This window comes from Allobosea sp. CRIB-10 (genome assembly GCF_900112185.1).
Classification (GTDB): Bacteria; Pseudomonadota; Alphaproteobacteria; order Rhizobiales; family Beijerinckiaceae; genus Allobosea.
The window spans coordinates 35,628-54,307 of sequence record NZ_FOKP01000001.1 but is presented as its reverse complement, the minus strand read 5'-3'; the positions used below and the strand labels follow the sequence as shown (position 1 = coordinate 54,307).

13 protein-coding genes and 1 pseudogene are annotated in these 18,680 nt (G+C 65.0%); 6 read left to right on the top strand and 8 right to left on the bottom strand.

Going from position 1 to position 18,680, the window contains the following annotated elements; all coding sequences use genetic code 11:
* Positions 1 to 6 precede the first annotated feature (6 nt).
* From fdnG to BMZ69_RS00220, 4 genes are all read right to left on the bottom strand, one after another.
* The gene (fdnG, locus tag BMZ69_RS00235) at positions 7 to 3,090 is read right to left on the bottom strand and encodes a formate dehydrogenase-N subunit alpha (protein ID WP_139218940.1); all 3,084 of its coding nucleotides are present in this window, start codon (positions 3,088 to 3,090) and stop codon (positions 7 to 9) included.
* Between the two features lie 714 nt (positions 3,091 to 3,804).
* Positions 3,805 to 4,605 (bottom strand): TIR domain-containing protein, encoded by an 801-nt coding sequence (locus BMZ69_RS00225; protein WP_092153621.1) that lies wholly within the window; start codon positions 4,603 to 4,605, stop codon positions 3,805 to 3,807.
* Entirely contained in the window at positions 4,589 to 4,972 is a 384-nt protein-coding gene (locus BMZ69_RS30955; protein WP_139218939.1) for a hypothetical protein, read from the bottom strand. Before BMZ69_RS30955 ends, BMZ69_RS00225 begins: the two co-directional genes overlap by 17 nt.
* A gap of 177 nt (positions 4,973 to 5,149) precedes the next feature.
* Positions 5,150 to 8,875, bottom strand: a complete 3,726-nt coding sequence (locus BMZ69_RS00220; protein WP_092153619.1) for a vitamin B12-dependent ribonucleotide reductase — start codon at positions 8,873 to 8,875, stop codon at positions 5,150 to 5,152.
* Between the two features lie 703 nt (positions 8,876 to 9,578).
* Here BMZ69_RS00220 and BMZ69_RS00215 point away from each other — a divergent pair.
* The 3 genes and pseudogenes from BMZ69_RS00215 (at position 9,579) to BMZ69_RS00205 (ending at position 12,120) form a co-directional block, all read left to right on the top strand.
* Positions 9,579 to 10,277, top strand: a complete 699-nt coding sequence (locus BMZ69_RS00215; RefSeq protein ID WP_092153617.1) for an NIPSNAP family protein — start codon at positions 9,579 to 9,581, stop codon at positions 10,275 to 10,277.
* A 72-nt stretch (positions 10,278 to 10,349) separates the two neighbouring features.
* Positions 10,350 to 10,760 (top strand): NADH:ubiquinone oxidoreductase subunit NDUFA12, encoded by a 411-nt coding sequence (locus BMZ69_RS00210; protein ID WP_092153614.1) that lies wholly within the window; start codon positions 10,350 to 10,352, stop codon positions 10,758 to 10,760.
* A gap of 124 nt (positions 10,761 to 10,884) precedes the next feature.
* Positions 10,885 to 12,120 (top strand): annotated as a pseudogene (locus BMZ69_RS00205) (MFS transporter).
* On the opposite strand, the gene BMZ69_RS00200 reads toward BMZ69_RS00205, so the two are convergent.
* Complete coding sequence (locus BMZ69_RS00200; protein WP_092153612.1) at positions 12,095 to 12,988, bottom strand: alpha/beta fold hydrolase; 894 nt, start codon at positions 12,986 to 12,988, stop codon at positions 12,095 to 12,097. The pseudogene BMZ69_RS00205 and the gene BMZ69_RS00200 sit on opposite strands and share 26 nt — an antisense overlap.
* A 165-nt stretch (positions 12,989 to 13,153) precedes the next feature.
* Between BMZ69_RS00200 and BMZ69_RS00195 the strand changes: the two genes are divergently transcribed.
* Positions 13,154 to 13,738 carry a CGNR zinc finger domain-containing protein gene (locus BMZ69_RS00195; RefSeq protein ID WP_092153610.1) on the top strand — a complete coding sequence of 195 codons (585 nt, stop codon included), beginning with the start codon at positions 13,154 to 13,156 and terminating at the stop codon, positions 13,736 to 13,738.
* 136 nt (positions 13,739 to 13,874) lie between these two features.
* Here BMZ69_RS00195 and BMZ69_RS00190 read toward each other — a convergent pair whose 3' ends face one another.
* Positions 13,875 to 15,221 (bottom strand): Nramp family divalent metal transporter, encoded by a 1,347-nt coding sequence (locus BMZ69_RS00190; RefSeq protein WP_092153608.1) that lies wholly within the window; start codon positions 15,219 to 15,221, stop codon positions 13,875 to 13,877.
* A gap of 235 nt (positions 15,222 to 15,456) precedes the next feature.
* Between BMZ69_RS00190 and BMZ69_RS00185 the strand changes: the two genes are divergently transcribed.
* Both BMZ69_RS00185 and BMZ69_RS00180 read left to right on the top strand, forming a co-directional pair.
* The gene (locus BMZ69_RS00185; protein WP_092153605.1) at positions 15,457 to 16,062 is read left to right on the top strand and encodes a DUF2155 domain-containing protein; all 606 of its coding nucleotides are present in this window, start codon (positions 15,457 to 15,459) and stop codon (positions 16,060 to 16,062) included.
* Positions 16,063 to 16,064: 2 nt separating this feature from the next.
* Positions 16,065 to 16,445: a VOC family protein gene (locus tag BMZ69_RS00180; protein WP_092153602.1), complete on the top strand. Its 381-nt coding sequence runs from the start codon at positions 16,065 to 16,067 to the stop codon at positions 16,443 to 16,445.
* 5 nt (positions 16,446 to 16,450) lie between these two features.
* On the opposite strand, the gene aat is transcribed toward BMZ69_RS00180, so the two are convergent.
* On the bottom strand, positions 16,451 to 17,128 hold the full coding sequence (gene aat, locus BMZ69_RS00175; RefSeq protein ID WP_092153601.1) for a leucyl/phenylalanyl-tRNA--protein transferase: 678 nt from the start codon (positions 17,126 to 17,128) through the stop codon (positions 16,451 to 16,453).
* A 165-nt stretch (positions 17,129 to 17,293) separates the two neighbouring features.
* Entirely contained in the window at positions 17,294 to 18,658 is a 1,365-nt protein-coding gene (gene accC / locus BMZ69_RS00170) for an acetyl-CoA carboxylase biotin carboxylase subunit (RefSeq protein WP_092153598.1), read from the bottom strand.
* Positions 18,659 to 18,680: the final 22 nt, after the last annotated feature.

Genomic DNA, 18,680 nt, shown 5'->3' with positions numbered 1-18,680 from the left:
GCCTCCCTAGCTGACCGCCGGTCCGTTGGACGGCTCGACATTCACCAGGAACGCCTTGAATTCGGGCGTATCGGTGTTGGCGTCGCCGACGAACGGGGTGAGGCTGTTCGGGCCGAAGCCCTTCTTGGCCGCACCGGTGAAGCCCCAGTGGAGGGGTATGCCGACGACATGGACGGTCTTGCCGTCGCAGATCAGCGGCTTGATGCGCTTGGTCACCACCGCCTTGGCATGGACCCAGCCGCGGTTGGAGGAGACCTTCACCCAGCCTCCCTTCTGGATGTTCTTCTCCTTCGCGAGCTGCTCGCTGATCTCGACGAAGAACTCCGGCTGCAGCACCGCATTGACCCAGACATGCTTGGTCCAGAAGTGGAAATGCTCGGTCAGGCGGTAGGAGGTCGCCGCATAGGGGAACTTGTCGGAAGTCCCGAGCGCGGCGAGGTCGTCCTTGAAGATGCGCGCGGCAGGATTGCCGCGAATCTTCGGCGCCAGCACATTGGCCACCGGACTTTCGAACGGCTCGTAATGCGCCGGGAAGGGCCCATCCCGCATCAAACCGCGGGCGAACAGGCGGGCCGAGCCTTCCGGGTTCATGATGAACGGGCCGACATCCCTCGGCTTGGCGGTCACCGCGATGTCCGGCACGTCGTATCCGGTCCAGGCCGTGCCGTTCCACTCGATCAGCTTGCGCCTGGGATCCCAGGCCTTGCCGTCGAGATCGGCCGAGGCGCGGTTGTAGAGGATGCGCCGGTTGGCCGGCCAGGAGAAGGCCCAGTTCGAATAGGCCCCGGTATTGCCGGGATCGTTGGTGTCGCGGCGGGCCATCATGTTGCCGCGCTCGGTCCAGCAGCCGGAATAGATCCAGCAGCCGCAGGCGGTCGAGCCGTCGTCGCGCAGCTGGCCGAAAGTGTCGACCTGCTTGCCCTTCTCCAGGACCACCTTGGTCGGATCGGCCGGATCGGTGACGGTCGAGACGACGTAGCCGTTGAGCTCCCTGGCGACTTCGTCCGGCTGCGGGTCCTGCGGATCGCGATAGGGCCAGTGCAGGTTGACGATCGGGTCGGGGAAGGCCCCGCCCTCCTTGCGGTAGAGCTCGCGCAGCCGCATGTGCAGCTGTGCCATGATCCAGGCATCGGTCTTCGCCTCGCCCGGAGGCTCCTGCCCCGGCCAGTGCCATTGCAGCCAGCGGCCGGAATTGACCAGCGAGCCCTCGTCCTCGGCGAAGCAGGTCGTCGGCAGCTCGAAGACCTCGGTCTGGATCGACTCCGGCTTGACGTCGTTGTGGACGCCTTCGTCCTTCCAGAAGCGCGACGTCTCCGTCTGCAGCGGATCCATCACCACCAGGAACTTCAGCTTCGACAGCGACGCCGTGATCTTGCCGCGGTTCGGCGCGGACAGCAGCGGGTTGAAGCCCTGGCAGAAATAGCCGTTGACCTTGCCCTGGTGCATCAGGTCGAAGGTGCGCAGCATGTCGTAGCCGGACACGTCGAGCTTCGGCAGCCATTGATAGGCGAAGTCGTTTTCCGCCGTCGCAGCCGGACCCCACATCGACTTCAGGAAGCTCACCATGAACTTCCTGTAGTTCTGCCAGTAGCTCATCTGGTTCGGCCGCAACGGCTTGAAGCCGCGCGTCGACATATAGGCCGCGAAATCCGGCTCCCTGTCCTTCGGGATCGCCAGATAGCCCGGGATCAGGTCCGACATCAGGCCGATATCGGTCAGCCCCTGGATATTGGAGTGGCCGCGCAAGGCGTTCATGCCGCCGCCGCGCATGCCGATATTGCCGAGCAGCAGCTGCACCATCGCCATGGTGCGGATGTTCTGCGCGCCCTTGGAGTGCTGCGTCCAGCCGAGCGCGTACATCGAGGTCATGACCTTGTCGCGCGCCGAGCACTCCGAGATCATCTTGCAGATCGCCAGGTACTTGTCCTTCGGCGTGCCGCAGATGCGCTCGACCATCTCCGGCGTGTAGACGGAGACGTGCTTCTTCAGGAGCTGGTAGACCGAGCGCGGATTCTGCAGGGTCTCGTCGACCTGCACATAGCCGTCCGGCCCGAGCTCGTACTCCCAGGTCGAGCGGTCATAGTCGCGCTTGGCCTCGTCATAGCCGGTGAACAGGCCGTCCTGATAACCGAAGCCCTCCTTCACGAGATAGGGCGCGTTGGTGAAGGCGCGCACATAATCGTGCTGGATCTTGTCGTTCTCGATGCAGTACCGGATCACCCCGAGCAGGAAGGCGATGTCGGTGCCCTGCCGGATCGGCGCATAGAAATCGGCGACCGAAGCCGTGCGCGTGAAGCGCGGATCGACGACGATCAGCTTGGCGCCACGCTGGGCTTTCGCCTCAGTGACCCATTTGAAGCCGCAGGGATGCGCCTCCGCGGCGTTGCCGCCCATGACGATGACGAGGTCGGTGTTCTTGATGTCCGTCCAGGAGTTGGTCATCGCACCGCGACCGAATGTTGGGGCCAGACTGGCCACCGTCGGTCCGTGTCAAACGCGCGCCTGGTTGTCGAACGCCAATATCCCGAGACTTCGGACCGTTTTATAGGTCAGGAAAGCGGTCTCGTTTGTCGTGGCCGAGGCCGCCAGGAAGCCCGTGGTCAGCCAGCGATTGACCGTCACCCCGTCCTGATTCGTCGTGACGAAGTTCTTGTCGCGATCATCCTTCATCAGCCTGGCGATGCGATCGAGCGCCTCGCCCCAGCCGATCTGCTTGAACTCGCGCTGGCCCGGCCCGCGATATTGCGGATGCTTGGTGCGCGTTTCGGAATGGACGAAATCGAGCAGCGCCGCGCCCTTGGGGCAAAGCGTGCCGCGATTGGTCGGGTGATCCGGATCGCCCTCGATATGGACGACGGCGGAATGGGCGTTCTTGGATTTGTCGCCCAGGCTGTACATGATCACGCCGCAGGCGACGGAGCAGTACGGGCATGTGTTGCGTGTCTCGGTGGTCTGCGCCAGCCTGAACGGGCGCACAGCCTGGGCAAGCGCCTCCTCCGGCCCGCCGAAGCCGAGTGCAGCAATGGCCGAGCCGGCTAGTCCGGCCCCTCCCCCTGCTAAAAATTGGCGGCGTGATAGCTCCTTCAGCATCTCATACCTCCCAGAGGGCGCACATCGCCGGTCTCTTAGTTTGGAATAGTGTAACTCTGCAAGTCCGGCGTCAAGGCGACACTTTGGCATGGACCCCTGATCCATGTATGTGGTGCGGCGCAACGCCGCGTCCGCAATATTGCGCTGCAACAAAACTGTATTTCCGGCCTCGCGGCTTTGGCGGACTGGCTGCGCAGTCTTGGCGTGCCGTGAGCAGTGCTGAAGATCACGCGCCGAATATTCCGCTAGGGGTGGAGATCATGAACAAGAATGGACTGCCGGAATGCCGACTTCTCATAGCGGAGCGATCTCTTGTCGAGCGACGACCCGCATGTTCCAATATCCGGCCAGCAGCTCCGACATCAATGCGCAGGAAGCTCGACCCAACCTTATCCCGGATGGGAGAAGGTGGCGCGGAGCGCCGGATGAGGGCCTGCCGTTTCCGTAGAAGGCCGCAGCGGTGCCGGCGCGTTCAGATGATCAGCGGCGGGCCCTCATCCCTGCCCTTCTCCCACACAGGAGAAGGGTTCCCCGCGCCTAACAGTCACGCAGGGCGGATCGAAGCGGTCAAGAAGGTGAAGCTGCATGGCAGAGTCGGCGGCAGCATCCGGAGCTGCTCGGCGGCGGCACGGAACTCCGGAGGCGCGAGGGCGCATTTGGGCAAGGAAGATATAGATACAGACCAACATGGCCGGAGACCACGCGGAACTTCCGCTAACGGCCTACCATCTGCGCCGCGCGATCAATCCAAAGGCCGATATTCTTGCTACCGTTGTCCGTTGCGAAGCAGTACTCGGGCGCACCAGTGGACAACGGCGTGACATACCCCGGGGCAGGCCTCGCTAGATAGGCAGGCAGAGAAATTGCGTGAGTGTAATCTTCGTACCGGCGCCATTCCCAGCGATATTGCGGGTACGCATAGCCTGTCGCCACCGCAAATTTCTCAAAAAGGTAGAACCGGCCAAATTCATCTTGCCCAACGGCAAGAAAATTTAGAGGGTTAGGCCCAAGGCGATCCGGGATCCGCCGCTGGTGATGATTCAAGCCATTAATATGGACCGTGAGTAGCCCCCGATTATCAATAACCGCGCGCGCGATTTCGTACTTAACCCAGCGGCGCAACCAAGTTTCAGAGCCCGCCAGGACGCAAACGGCCGAGGTATGCTCAACCCCTTCGCGAATAAGCTTCTTTAGAGCGTCTGAGCCCTCCAGCTGCTTACTCTCCCATAAGCTACTGTCAGTGAAGCTCGGGACTAGGATAGTTCCGGTGCTATGTGTACGCCACGACTGACGTACATTGTTTACCCGCATGATATCTTCGAAGTGAAAAGAGAAAAATGCACGCCGCCTGACCGGCTTTACAAATAATGATGCGAGGCTACTGAGACCTTGCGTCGATGGGGAAGGACCGCCCAGACCCGCAAGCAGCGAGTTGCGTGGTGCCGATTGGCCCAAACTACCGAGTGAGCTAAAGCCCAACCTCGGCGGAGTTCCGCGACTAAACGAACCGCCCATGGGCCAACCTCATGATGATAGTTAAACCTATGATGCTGCCTACAAGAGCGCCATAGAAAGTAATAACTGACCAGCTAAAAAATGCGGACCAAAAGCTCGCCGACGGCGCCGGGCTCATGTCAAACGTAGTTTGCACTGCCCAATCTTCAGAACGAATCTTATCGAAATGGCTTCGAAAGCGGCGCTCATTACGCAGGTACTGAGCATCAAGAGCTGAGAACAAAATGATAGGCAGCAATGCAAGTAGAAAAACTGCCGGCTTTTGCAAAGCAACCGACAATCCGCAGATCGCGGTACAAAGTGCGAGGCAATAATTTTTTATTGAAGCGCCACTCCCAGCAAGGCGTGACACAACGACCTGCGTCATCTCTAGGTGCTTGACTCGGAGTTCAGCCAATTTTTCCGGCGGCAACAATTAATCACCCCCATTCGTTTAACATTAAATGCCTCTGCACTTTGTTGAATCTATCGGAACAGCACGAAACGAAATTTTCTAGAGTGGCCGGAAATCCCGACCACTCTTGTTGCGCAAAATTACTCGTATTTACGAACACCCGGTCGTCGAACCGCAGGTGTTGCACTTCAAACAAGTGCCGTTGCGCACCAGCGTGAAGTTGCCGCACTCACCGCAGCTGTCGCCGACATAACCCTTCATGATCGCCTCGGCCCGGCGCTCTGAAGTCGTCGGCTGGGCGGCCGGCGCGGCGAAGCCGAGCTTGCTCATCTCAGCTTCGCCGAACTCCTCCGGCTCCTCCTTCAGCGCGGTCGCGCCGGCGGTGGCGAGGCCGGTGACATTGCTGACCGAGCGGGCGACCGCGTCATTGGCCGCCGCCCCGCCCTGGATGGCGAGCAGGTTGATCGGCTTGCCGCGGCGGAAGCCCGACGAGGCCAGTGGGGTCGAGGTGATCGGCCCGGCCGCATCCGGCGCCCGGCCCTGATCGACGCCGCCGCCCATCACGTCATGGCCGATCTCGCTGGGATCGACATGGGCGAGGTCGTGCCGGCCGAGATAGGAGATCGCCAGCTCGCGGAAGACGTAGTCGAGGATCGAGGTCGCGTTCTTGATCGACTGGTTGCCCTGCACGAAGCCCGAGGGCTCGAAGCGGGTGAAGGTGAAGGCCTCGACATACTCCTCCAGCGGCACGCCGTATTGCAGGCCGAGCGAGACCGCGATGGCGAAGTTGTTCATCATCGCCCGGAAGGCTGCGCCCTCCTTGTGCATGTCGATGAAGATCTCGCCGAGGCGGCCATCGGCATATTCGCCGGTGTGGACATAGACCTTGTGGCCGCCGACCACCGCCTTCTGGATGTAGCCGGTGCGGCGCGCCGGCATCTTCTCGCGGTCGCGCACCCGCTCGACCCGCTCGACGATGCGCTCGACGATCTTCTCGGCGATCTGCGTGGCGCGCGCCGCCATGGGCTGCTGGTGCAGCGTCTCGACCGCGTCGTCGGCGTCGTCGTCCTCATCGGCGATCAGGGCCGAGTTCAGCGGCTGCGACAGCTTCGAGCCGTCGCGATAGAGCGCGTTCGCCTTCAGCGCCAGCTTCCAGGAGAGCAGATAGGCGCTCTTGCAATCCTCGACGGTGGCGTCGTTCGGCATGTTGATGGTCTTGGAGATGGCGCCCGAGATGAAGGGCTGCGCCGCCGCCATCATGCGGATATGGCTCTCGACCGAGAGATAGCGCTTGCCGATGCGCCCGCAGGGATTGGCGCAGTCGAAGACGTTGTAGTGCTCCTTCCTGAGGTGCGGCGCGCCTTCCAGCGTCATCGCTCCGCACACATGGACGTTGGCGGCCTCGATCTCGGCCTTGCTGAAGCCGAGGAAGGGCAGCAGCTCGAACGACATGTCGTTCAGCTTCTCGGCCGGAACCTTAAGCGTGCCGGTGAGGAAGTCCTCGCCCAGCGTCCACTTGTTGAAGACGAACTTGATGTCGAAGGCGCTCTTCAGCCCCTTCTCGACCGCCTCGATCTTCTCGTCCGTGAAGCCCTTGGCCCGCAGCGAGCCGGGGTTGATGCCGGGCGCCTGCTTCATCGAGCCATGGCCGACGGCATAGGCCTCGATCTCGGCGATATCCGCCTCGCGGTAGCCGAGGGCGCGCAGCGCGTCGGGAACCGCACCGTTGATGATCTTGAAGTAGCCGCCGCCGGCGAGCTTCTTGAACTTCACCAGCGCGAAATCGGGCTCGATGCCGGTGGTGTCGCAATCCATCACCAGGCCGATCGTGCCGGTCGGCGCGATCACGGTCGACTGGGCGTTGCGGTAGCCGTGCTTCTCGCCGAGCGCCAGCGCCTCGTCCCAGCTCGCCTTGGCCCGCTCCGACACCGTCACCGAGGAGCCGCCGAGGCGCTCCAGCGTGGCATGGTCAAGCGGCACCGGCGTCACCTGCAGGCCCTCATAGCCCGTGGCCAGACCATGGGCGGCGGTGCGGTGGTTGCGGATGACGCGCAGCATGTGGCTGGCGTTCTTCTTGTAGCCCGGGAAAGGGCCGAGCTCGCCGGCCATCTGCGCCGAGGTCGCATAGGCGACGCCGGTCATGATCGCGGTCAGTCCGCCGGCGAGCGCCCTGCCCTCGTCGGAGTCGTAGCCGAGGCCCATGGTCATCAAGAGGCCGCCGATATTGGCATAGCCGAGGCCGAGCGTGCGGTACTCATAGGAGAGCTCGGCGATCTCGCGGCTCGGGAACTGCGCCATCGTCACCGAGATCTCGAGCACGATGGTCCAGAGGCGGCAGAGATGCTCGTAACCGGCGACGTCGAAGGCCTTGGCCTGCCGGTCGTAGAACTGCAGCAGGTTGGCCGAGGCGAGGTTACAGGCGGTATCGTCGAGGAACATGTACTCCGAGCACGGATTCGAGGCGCGGATGCGTCCCGAGGCCGGGCTGGTGTGCCAGTCGTTCATCGTGGTGTTGAAGTGCAGGCCGGGATCGGCCGAAGCCCAGGCGGCGTAGCCGATCTTCTCCCAGAGGTCGCGCGCCTTCAGGGTCTTGGTGACCTTGCCGGTGGTGCGGGCCTTGAGCTCCCAGTCGCCATCGGTCTCGACGGCCCGCAGGAAGTCGTCGGTCAGCGAGACCGAGTTGTTCGAGTTCTGGCCGGAGACGGTGAGATAGGCTTCCGAATCCCAGTCGGTGTCATAGGTGTCGAACTGGATCTCGGTGTAGCCCTGCTTGGCGAACTGGATGACCCGCTTGATATAGTTGTCGGGCACCATCGCCTTGCGGGCGAGCTTGATCTCGCGCTTCAGCGCCGGGTTCTTCTCGGGATCGAAGCAGGCATCGTCGGCGGCCTCGCAATTGACGCAGGCCTTCATCACCGCCTTCATCGCCTTCTGGACGGCCTTGGAGCCGGCGACCAAGGCCGCGACCTTCTGCTCCTCCTTCACCTTCCAGTCGATATAGGCCTCGATATCCGGATGGTCGGCGTCGACCACGACCATCTTGGCGGCGCGGCGGGTGGTGCCGCCCGACTTGATCGCGCCGGCGGCGCGATCGCCGATCTTGAGGAAGGACATCAGGCCGGAGGAGCGGCCGCCGCCGGCGAGCTTCTCGCCCTCGCCGCGCAGCATCGAGAAGTTCGAGCCGGTGCCCGAGCCATACTTGAACAGGCGGGCCTCGCGGACCCACAGATCCATGATGCCGCCCTCGTTGACGAGGTCGTCCTGGACGCCCTGGATGAAGCAGGCATGCGGCTGCGGATGCTCGTAGCTCGACTTCGACTTCACCAGCTTTCCGGTCTTGAAGTCGACGTAGAAATGGCCCTGGCTCGGCCCGTCGATGCCATAGGCCCAGTGGAGGCCGGTGTTGAACCATTGCGGCGAGTTCGGCGCGACCATCTGCGAGGCCAGCATGAAGCGCAGCTCGTCATGGAAGGTGTGTGCGTCCTCCTCCGAGGAGAAATAGCCGCCCTTCCAGCCCCAATAGGTCCAGCAGCCGGCGAGCCGGTCGAAGACCTGCTTGGACGAGATCTCGGAGCCGAAGCGCTCAGCCTCCGGCAGCTTGGCGAGCGCGGCCTCGTCGGGAACCGAACGCCAGAGGAAGGACGGGACGTCGTTCTCCTCGACCTTTTTCAGGACAGCTGGGACGCCCGCCTTGCGGAAATACTTCTGCGCGAGCACGTCGCTCGCGACCTGCGACCAGGCCTCGGGCACCTCGATGCCTTCGAGCCGGAAGACGATCGAACCATCGGGATTGCGGATCTCGCTCACCGCCGAGCGGAACGGGATCGCCGCATAGGGCGACTGGCCGGCGGTGGTATGGCGGCGCTCAATGCGCATAAGCTTCGTCCCCAATGCTTGCCGCGGACGCATCCTGGCGCCCCGCGCGGCCGGTTGCTCACCGGCTCCTGATGTCAGACCAACTCGGTTTGCTGCCCCTGGATCCCGCGACGGTGTGACCCCGCCATCGGTCTCCTGATGCGACCAGCCGGAGACGCACGTCGCCGTTCGCCGTCGCCGTCTCTGGCGCGCCGCGGTGATCATCCGACCCATCTGGGAACTCGTTTCGCGGGTCGAAAAAGGCGTCTCCGCCAACCGTCACGCGACCGTCAAAATTTAGTCCCGATTGGGTCGCGCCGTCAAGGATTAGTGCGAGGCGATAGGTGTGGATACGACATCTTGTAGGAAGATGTGGATCGCGGGGATAAGTTTCAAGGCACCCGCTAAGCCCAAGGAATCACATGCGGAATCGTCACGCCGTTGCGAGCTTGCAACGATCCTTGCCGGTGTGAAACCACTAAAATCCACCGGACCATAGTTAACGAAGCGTCACCCGTGGTCGGCGAATGCTACCAGCGGAAGCGCGCTCTGCAGCGGCAGCCACAAGTGCTTGAATCCGCGCGATGCTTGGTCGCTTGGCGCGATCCATGGGCCGATTCCCGCCATCTCGAATCATGTCCGAATCGTGGCGGAGATCGGATGACACTGCTGACGTATCCGGGCGGGCTCCCCGCCTAGCTGCGAAGGCCGCCGGAGAACCGCCATGACCGACACCGTCTTCGAGTTGCGCCGTTACACCCTGAGGCCTGGCGCGCGCGAGGCCCTGATCGCGGTCTTCGATACCCATTTGGTCGAGACGCAGGAGGCGGTCGGGATGAGCGTGCTTTGCCAGTTCCGCGATCCCGCGGCGCCCGACCAGTTCGTCTGGTTCCGCGGCTTTGCCGATCAGACGGCGCGGACCCGCGCCCTCCCCGCCTTCTATGGCGGCCCGGTCTGGGCTGAGCACGGCCCTGCCGCCAACGAGACCATGCTGGAATGGCACGACGTGCTGATGCTGAAGCCGGCGGCGGCGCTGGGCTCCGGCTTCGCTACCAGTGGGCGCGAACGGCTGCCGCCAGGAACTGCCGATCTGGAAGATGGTCATCCCTATCTGGTCGCCATCCACCATCTCGCGCCGGACACGGCCGACGACAAAGCCTCGCTCGCCGCTGACGTGATCGCCGACGCCCTACGGGCCACCGGCGGCAACATAGTCGCCAGCCTGATCAGCGATCGCAGCGAGAACGGCTTCGCGCGCCTGCCCGTGCGCGAGGGTGAATGTGTCGTGGTCACGCTCATCCGGCCGGCCGTCCCGCAGGCGATACCAGCGCTCGAAGCAGCCTTGCGCGAGATTGCCGTGGGAACCGGGCGCGCCCCGGACATCGCCCGCCTCATTCCGACCGCGCGCTCGCTGCTGCGCTGAGCCGCACTGGACATCGCACGCCCGCATCTTCATAAGTCGCGCGACGGTACCGACCTGCGCGGACGCGAAGCGATGACCAAGACCCTGCTCCAGCTCTTCACCTGGTGGAACGGCCAGACCATCGGCACCCGCTTCCACACCTGGCGCTTCGGCGAGAAGGTCGGCGAGGACGAGTTCGGCAATGTCTATTACCGCACCAAGGGCGGCGTGAAGGACAAGGCGCTCGGCGTCCAGCGCCGCTGGGTGATCTATAACGGCCCGATCGAGGCCTCTACGATCCCGCCCGGCTGGAACGGCTGGCTGCACCACACGGTCGACGTCGCCCCGTCCGAGGAAAAGTATATCCCGCGCGAATGGCAGAAGCCGCACCAGCCGAACCATACCGGCACGGCCCTGGCCTATCGCCCGCCGGGTTCGACGCTGGGCGAGAACAAGACCCCGGCCGCGACCGGCGACTACCAGGCCTGGACCCCGGGCCGCTGACGAACGACCAGGAATCGAGATCAGTCGGCGGTGCCACGCATCGCCGGCTTTTTTGTGCCCGGACGTAAGGGAACCACGCTTGCTCTCGGCCGTTGATCCGCGCCGTTCCGACCGAGAGATCGACATGGGCCCTGATCGCACCGCTTCGGCTCGTCGGCCGCTCGACGCGTTGAACTTCTTCCTCGCGGACGTCCGCGACGGCCTTGGCCCCTATCTCGCGATCTACCTGCTGACGGTCCAGCACTGGGATGAAGCCTCGATCGGGTTCACGCTCTCGGCGGCGGGAATTGCCGGCATCGTCGCGCAGACACCCGCCGGCGCGCTGATCGATACTGTGCGGGCGAAGCGCGCCGTCCTCGTCGCAGCGGCGGTCGCGATCACGGCCGCCTCGCTCGCCATCCCGCTCTTTCCCGGCCTGGTGCCGGTGACGATCCTGCAGGCGATCTAGGGGGTCGCCGGCGCGGTGTTCCCTCCGGCGATCGCCGCGATCACGCTCGGCATCGTCGGGCCGAAGGCCTTCGCGGCGCGCATCGGCCGCAACGAGGCCTTCAACCATGCCGGCAACGCTGTCGCCGCACTGCTCGCCGGGGCCCTCGCCTACTGGCTCGGTCCCGTCGCCGTCTTCTGGCTGATGGCGGCGATGGCCGCTGCCAGCATCGTCGCCACGCTGAGCGTGCCCGCCGCCGCGATCGACCACGACGTCGCGCGCGGCCTCGACAGTGCGTCCACCGGCTCAGGCGAGGCGCACCCGTCGGGCTTCAGCGTGCTTCTCGCCAGCCCGCCTCTGCTGGTCTTCGCCGCGTCGACGACGCTCTTCCATTTCGCCAATGCCGCGATGCTGCCGCTCGTCGGCCAGAAGCTGGCGCTGGCCAATCGGGAGCTCGCCACCACCTGGATGTCGGCCTGCATCGTGGCCGCCCAGCTGGTAATGGTCCCGGTCGCCCTGGTCGTGGGCGCCAAGGCCGATCGCTGGGGCCGCAAGCCGATCTTCGCGGCCGCGCTGGCGGTCCTGTGCCTGCGCGGCCTGCTCTATCCGCTCTCTGACGCCGCGCCCTGGCTGATCGGCGTGCAACTGCTGGATGGCGTCGGCGCCGGCATCTTCGGCGCGCTCTTTCCGCTGATCGTCGCCGATCTCACCGCCGGCACCGGCCATTTCAACGTCGCTCAGGGCGCGATCGCGACCGCGCAGGGCATCGGCGCTGCGTTAAGCACCTCTGTCGCCGGGGCGATCGTCGTCGGCTACGGCTACGGCCCAGCCTTCATCACGCTCGGCATCGCTGCCGGCATCGCATTGGCGCTGCTGCTCCTGCTGATGCCGGAGCCCAGCACCCGGGCTACCGTGCAGGCAACCGTGCCATGAACGCCCGGATGTGCTCGGCGATCTCGCCGGCATGCGTCTCCAGTGCGAAATGGCCGGCGTCGAACAAGTGCACCTCGGCGCCGGGAACCTGCTGCTTCAGATAGTCGACGCCCTTGAGCGTGAAGAACGGATCGCTCTTGCCCCAGACGATCAGCATCGGCGGCTGGCGCTCCGCGAGATAGCGCTGCCAGGCCGGGTAGACGGCGAAATTGCTCTGGTAGTCGTGCAGCAGCCGCAGCTGGATCTCGCGATTGCCCGGCCGGTCCAGCCCGGCCTGATCCATCGTCCAGGCATCCGGCGAGAGCCGCTCGGCCCGCGCAGCGCCATGGGTGTACTGGAAGCGCGTCGTCTCCGGCTTCAGCAGATCGGTGAAGGGCTTCTCGGTCTCGGCGTTGCGTTCGCGCCAGAACGGCCCCATCGACGCGGTGATCTCGGGATTCCAGCCCTCGGCATTGGCGACGGCGTTCTGCACGATCAGCCCGCGCACGCGCTCCGGCCGGCGCAGCGCCAGGCGGAAGCCGACCGGCCCACCATAGTCCTGCAGATAGAGCACATAGCTCTTCAGCCCGAGCCGATCGACGAGCTCTTCCACCACATCGGCGAGACGGTCGAAGCGATAATCGAACTCGGCCGGCGACGGCGCGCCGCTATGGCCGAAACCGGGGTAATCCGGCGCGATCACCCGGTACTGCCCGGAAAGGCGCGGAATGAGGTCGCGGAACATGTGCGAGGAGGACGGGAAACCGTGCAGCAGCAGGAGCGTCGGCGCGTCCTGCCGACCGGCCTCGCGATAGAAGATCTCTGTGCCGGCAATCTTGGCGGTGCGGAAATGGGTCGGAACGGGCTCGGCTGCGGTAACGGACGTCATGGCGAGAACTCCTGTGGCGAGGGTGATGGCGACGAGGCGGCTGGGGAATGGATCATCGCGAGCGATGTAACCTCTGTTTATGTAATTCAAAGGTGTCACTTGATTTGACACCTGTCAATCGATAAGTAAGCGGTTACAGACCGACATGCCGCTCCGAGGTCCGAAATGGCGTCCGTGACACAGGCTTCCAGCGAATTCCGCGACGGCTTTCCGTTCGTGGGAGGAGCCACGTGGCTGGATCTGCTCAACACCACGCCAATCGGCGAAACCGGCCCCCAGGAGCTGATCGATGGTCCCGAGCGGGCATTGGCCTGGCTGAGAGCAGCCCGCCTCGGCGATGCTGCCGGAGATGCAGACGAGGCAATGGCCGAGCTGCGCACCCTGCGCGCGGAATTGCGGCCGGTCTTTGAGCGGCTCGAGGCAGGTCAGCCGCTGTCCGATGCCATTCTGGCGTCAGTCAACCGCCGGCTGGCTGGCCTCAACGGCCACCATGTCCTGCAGCGCGGGGACAATGGACCCACGCTCGGATTCGCGTTCGAGCCCGCCGGCCCGGCCGCACAGATCGCGCTCGATCTCGCCCGTTTCGTCTGCGAGGCCGAGCCGGCGCGGCTGAAGCGCTGCGCCGCCGATCATTGCACGCTCGTCTTCTATGATCGCGGGCGCAACAACACCCGGCGCTGGTGCACGATGAGCCTCTGCGGCAACCGCGACAAGGTCGCCCGCTTCCGCGCCAGGCGCGCGGCACGCTAGCGCATTTCCGCAATTCTTCGAATCGCGGAAATGTTCTAGGTCGTTGTTTTATCGCATTTTCTTCACGCGAACCGGTGTCTACTTCGCTCGAAAATGCTCTGGAGCGGCGCAGCCGGAAAGGCCGCGCCCCCATTTCTCAGCCTGCCCCGCCGACGAAATCGACCAGCAGATTGACGTTCAGCGCCGCGATCACCACCGCGATCAGATAGGCGAAGGCGATGAGCCAGCGCGGCGCGACGAGCTCGCCCATCTTGGCCTTGTCGGCGGTGAACATCACCAGCGGGAAGACGGCGAAGGAGAGCTGCAGCGAGAGCACGACCTGGGTCAGGATCAGTAGCCGCGCTGTTCCCGCATCGCCGTACCAGATCGTCACCGCCGCGGCCGGGATGATCGCGATGCCCCGCGTGATCAGCCGGCGCAGCCAGGGCGCCAGTTTGATCTTGAGGAAGCCCTCCATCACGATCTGGCCGGCGAGCGTCGCGGTCACCGTCGAGTTGATGCCGCAGCAGAGCAGCGCGATGCCGAACAGGGTCGGCGCGATCGCCACGCCCAGCAGCGGGCCGAGCAGCTTGTGCGCGTCGCCGAGTTCGGCGACCTCGGTCTGGCCGGTCTTGTAGAAAGTCGCCGCCGCCAGGATCAGGATCGAGGCGTTGATCAGGAGCGCGAACATCAGCGCGACCGTCGAGTCGATCGTGGCGAATTTCAGCGCCTGGCGCTTCTCCGGCAGAGTTTCGCCATAGGCGCGCGTCTGCACGATGCCTGAGTGCAGGTAGAGGTTATGCGGCATCACCGTCGCGCCGAGAATGCCGAGCGCCAGATAGAGCATCTCCGGATTGGTGACGATCTCGGTGGTCGGCGCGAAGCCGCGGATCACCTGCCCCCAGTTCGGATTGGCGAGCGCGATCTGGATCGCAAAGCAGACCGCGATCACGCCGAGCAGAGTGATGATCAGCGCCTCGACCCAACGGAAGCCGAGCCGCTGCAGATAGAGGATCAGGAAGACGTCGAGCGCCGTGATGATGACGCCGAGCTCGAGCGGGATGCCGAAGATCAGGTTGAGGCCGATCGCGGTCCCGATCACTTCCGCGATGTCGGTGGCGATGATCGCGGTCTCGGCTAGGACCCAGAGCACATAGGCGACAGGCTTCGGGAAGGCGTCGCGGCAGGCCTGGGCGAGGTCGCGCCCGGAGGCGATCGCGAGCCGCGCGCAGAGCGACTGCAGCACGATCGCCATGATGTTGGAGACCAGCGCGACGACGAGCAGCGTGTATCCGAACTTGGAGCCGCCGGCGATCGAGGTCGCCCAATTGCCGGGATCCATATAGCCGACGGCGACGAGATAGCCCGGTCCGACAAAGGCCGCCGCGCGGCGCCAGCCTGGCCCGGAGCTGCGCACCGCGATCGACCGGTGGACATCGGCGAGCGAGGCATCGCCGCGCTCGGTATGCCAGCCGGGGGGCGTTCCGTCGACCCGCGCTTCCATGGAGACCCCGATTCTGCACTTGCAAGGCAGTGGCAGGATACGAATTTGCAAATGGATTGCAACTGCATGATACCCCGTTGCGAGCATGACAGCTATGGCGGGGATGCAATACATTCGCCGCCTCTGACGGTGCCGATCCCGGCGCATGCCGCGTTCCGCCCTTTTTCCGCTGCGATTAGCGTGCTACTGCGCCCCGTCGCGCGCGGCCGCGCTGAAAGAGATTCGCCAAGCCAGCATGTCTTCCTTCCGCAGAGCCCTCGCCCTCGCCGCCATCTCAGGCGCAGCGCTCGCGCTGGCCGTCCCCGCCAAGGCCGACCGCATCCGCAATCCGACCGCGGTCTTCGCCGGGCTCGACAAGATCACCGGCCGGATCATCTCCTTCGAGGTGGCGATCGACGAAACCGTGCAGTTCGGCGCGCTGCAGATCACCCCGCGCATCTGCTGGACCCGCCCGCCGACCGAGGCGCCGCAGACGACCTCCTTCACCGAGGTCGACGAGGTCACCTTCAACAACGAGTACCGGCGCATCTTCACGGGCTGGATGTATGCGTCCAGCCCCGGTCTGCACGGTGTCGAGCACGCGATCTATGATGTCTGGCTGACCGACTGCAAAGGCGGCACGGAGCTGGTGGTCGATCCGAAGGAGCCGGAGGCGGCGCCGCCACCGCTCACTCCCGAGCAGCGGCGCCCTGCCCGCCCGGCCCAGCAGACGCCGCCGCCGAACCAGCGCATCGATGTCGCCCCGCCGCAGGGCGTGCCGGTGCAGCCGCGCCAGACTCCGTCGCAGCGCTTCTTCCCGACCAATCCGGTCCCAGGCCGCGACCCGACCGGCAGCAACTGACGATGGCGCGAGTCACCGGCATCGGCGGCTTGTTCTTTCGCGGGCGCGACCCGCAGGCCCTCTCGGCCTGGTACGAACAGCATCTCGGCATCGCCGACATGAACAAGACGGTCTGGAGCCAGGACGCCGGGCCGACCATTTTCGGCCCCTTCGCCGCGACGACCGAATATTTCGGCCGGCCCGAGCAGCAGTGGATGGTCAATTTCCGCGTCGACGACCTCGACGCGATGATGGCTTCGTTGCGCGCCGCCGGGATTGCCGTCGAGACCCGGCCGGACTGGGATTCGGAGGTCGGCCGCTTCTGCCGGATCCACGATCCCGAGGGCAATCCGATCGAGCTCTGGGAGCCGTCGCCGATGGCGGGCGGCGAACCCGCCGCCTGATCGGATCAGCCCGGCAACTCGGCCAGCGCCTCGTGGCCCCGGACGTCCTGCCCCGGCGGCCAGCCCCACCAGTCGCCATCGCTCGCGATCGCCGCGTCGAGCAGGACGCGATAGGCCTCGCGCGGGATCTCTCGCGTACCGAACTGCGAGAGATGCGCGGTCTGGAACTGCGTATCGAGCAGACGATAGCCGCCGCGCCTCAGCCGGGCGACCAGGTGGACGAGCGCCACCTTCGAGGCGTCGGTCTCGCGATGGAACATGCTCTCGCCGAAAAAGGCCCCGCCGAGCGACAGGCCATAGAGGCCGCCGACGAGCTTGCCTTCGCGCCAGCATTCGACCGTATGCACATAGCCGAGATGGAAGAGCTCGCCATAGAGCCCGCGAATGCGGCCGTTGATCCAGGTCTCGGCCCGGTCCGGCCGGCTTTCGGCGCAGGCCGCGATCACGCTGGCGAAGTCGTGGTCGATCCGGATCTCGAACCGATCCGAGCGGACAGTACGCGCCAGCCTGCCCGGCAGATGGAAGGCATCGAGCGGAATGATGCCGCGGATGTCCGGCTCGACCCAGAACAGGCCGGGATCGTCGGCGCTCTCCGCCATCGGGAAGACGCCGGCCGCATAGGCGCGCAGGAGGATTTCCGGCGTGATCGCCGGCGCGCGCGCGGGTGTGGAACGGGCCTTCATGCGGCGATGGGAGCGCGAGCGGGCGGCCGAGTCAAACCCTAGTCGTCATTCTCGGGCGGAGCGAAGCGCAGACCCGAGAATCTCATGACAAGAGGCAGTCGATTGGCGCCTCACTCGGCCTGAGATGCTCGGGTCAAGCCCGAGCATGACGGGAGGCGCCGAGGCTCAAGCCTCGCCCGACTGATCCATGCCGCCATTGGCGAGGAATTTCTCCAGCCAGTGGATGTTGTAGTCGCCGTTGAGCATGTCCTGATTGCGTACCAGCGTCCGGAACAGCGGCAGCGTGGTGTCGACGCCGTCGACGACGAACTCATCGAGCGAGCGGCGCAGGCGCATCAGGCATTCGGCCCGGTTGCGGCCGTGCACGATCAGCTTGCCGACCAGCGAGTCGTAATGCGGCGGGATGACATAGCCCTGATACGCAGCCGAATCGACGCGCACGCCGAGCCCGCCAGGCGTATGGAACGAGGCGATCTTGCCCGGCGAAGGCCGGAAGGTCGCGGGGTGCTCGGCATTGACACGGCATTCGATGGCATGGCCCTCGATGACGACGTCCTTCTGGCTGATCGATAGCGGCGCGCCGGCGGCGATCCGGATCTGCTCGTTGACCAGGTCGATCCCGGTGATCATCTCGGTGACCGGATGCTCGACCTGGATGCGGGTGTTCATCTCGATGAAGTAGAACTCGCCGTCCTCATAGAGGAACTCGATCGTGCCGGCGCCGAGATAGCCCATATCGGCCATCGCCTTGGCGCAGATATTGCCGATCCGGTCGCGCTCGCCGGCGTTGAGCGCAGGCGACGGCCCCTCCTCCCAGACCTTCTGGTGGCGGCGCTGCAACGAGCAATCGCGCTCGCCGAGATGGATCGCCCGGCCCTTGCCGTCGCCGAGCACCTGGATCTCGATATGGCGCGGCTTCTCGAGGTATTTCTCGATATAGACGGCGTCGTCGCCGAAATTTGCCTTGGCCTCGCTGCGGGCCGTGGCGAGCATGACGGACACCTCGTCCTCGCTGCGCACCACTTTCATGCCCTTGCCGCCGCCGCCGGACGCCGCCTTGATGATGACGGGCAGGCCGATCTCGCGAATGATCCGCAGCGCCTCCTCGTCATCGGCGACGCCACCCTCCGAGCCCGGCACGCAGGGGATGCCGAGGCGCTTGGCGGTGCGCTTGGCTTCGATCTTGTCGCCCATGCTGCGGATATGCTCGGCCTTGGGGCCGATGAAGGCGATGTTGTGCCGCTCGAGGATCTCGGCGAAGCGGGCGTTCTCGGAGAGAAAGCCGTAGCCGGGATGCACCGCGTCGGCGCCGGTGATCTCGCAGGCCGCGATCAGGGCCGGGATGTTGAGATAGCTCTCGCGCGCCGGCGGCGGGCCGATGCAGACGCTCTCGTCGGCGAGGCGCACATGCATGGCGTTGGCGTCGGCGGTCGAATGCACGGCAACGGTGGCGATGCCGAGCTCCTTGGCAGCCCGCAGCACCCGCAGCGCGATCTCGCCGCGATTGGCGATCAGGATCTTGTCGAACATCTTGAGCCCGCTCCCGCCCGGA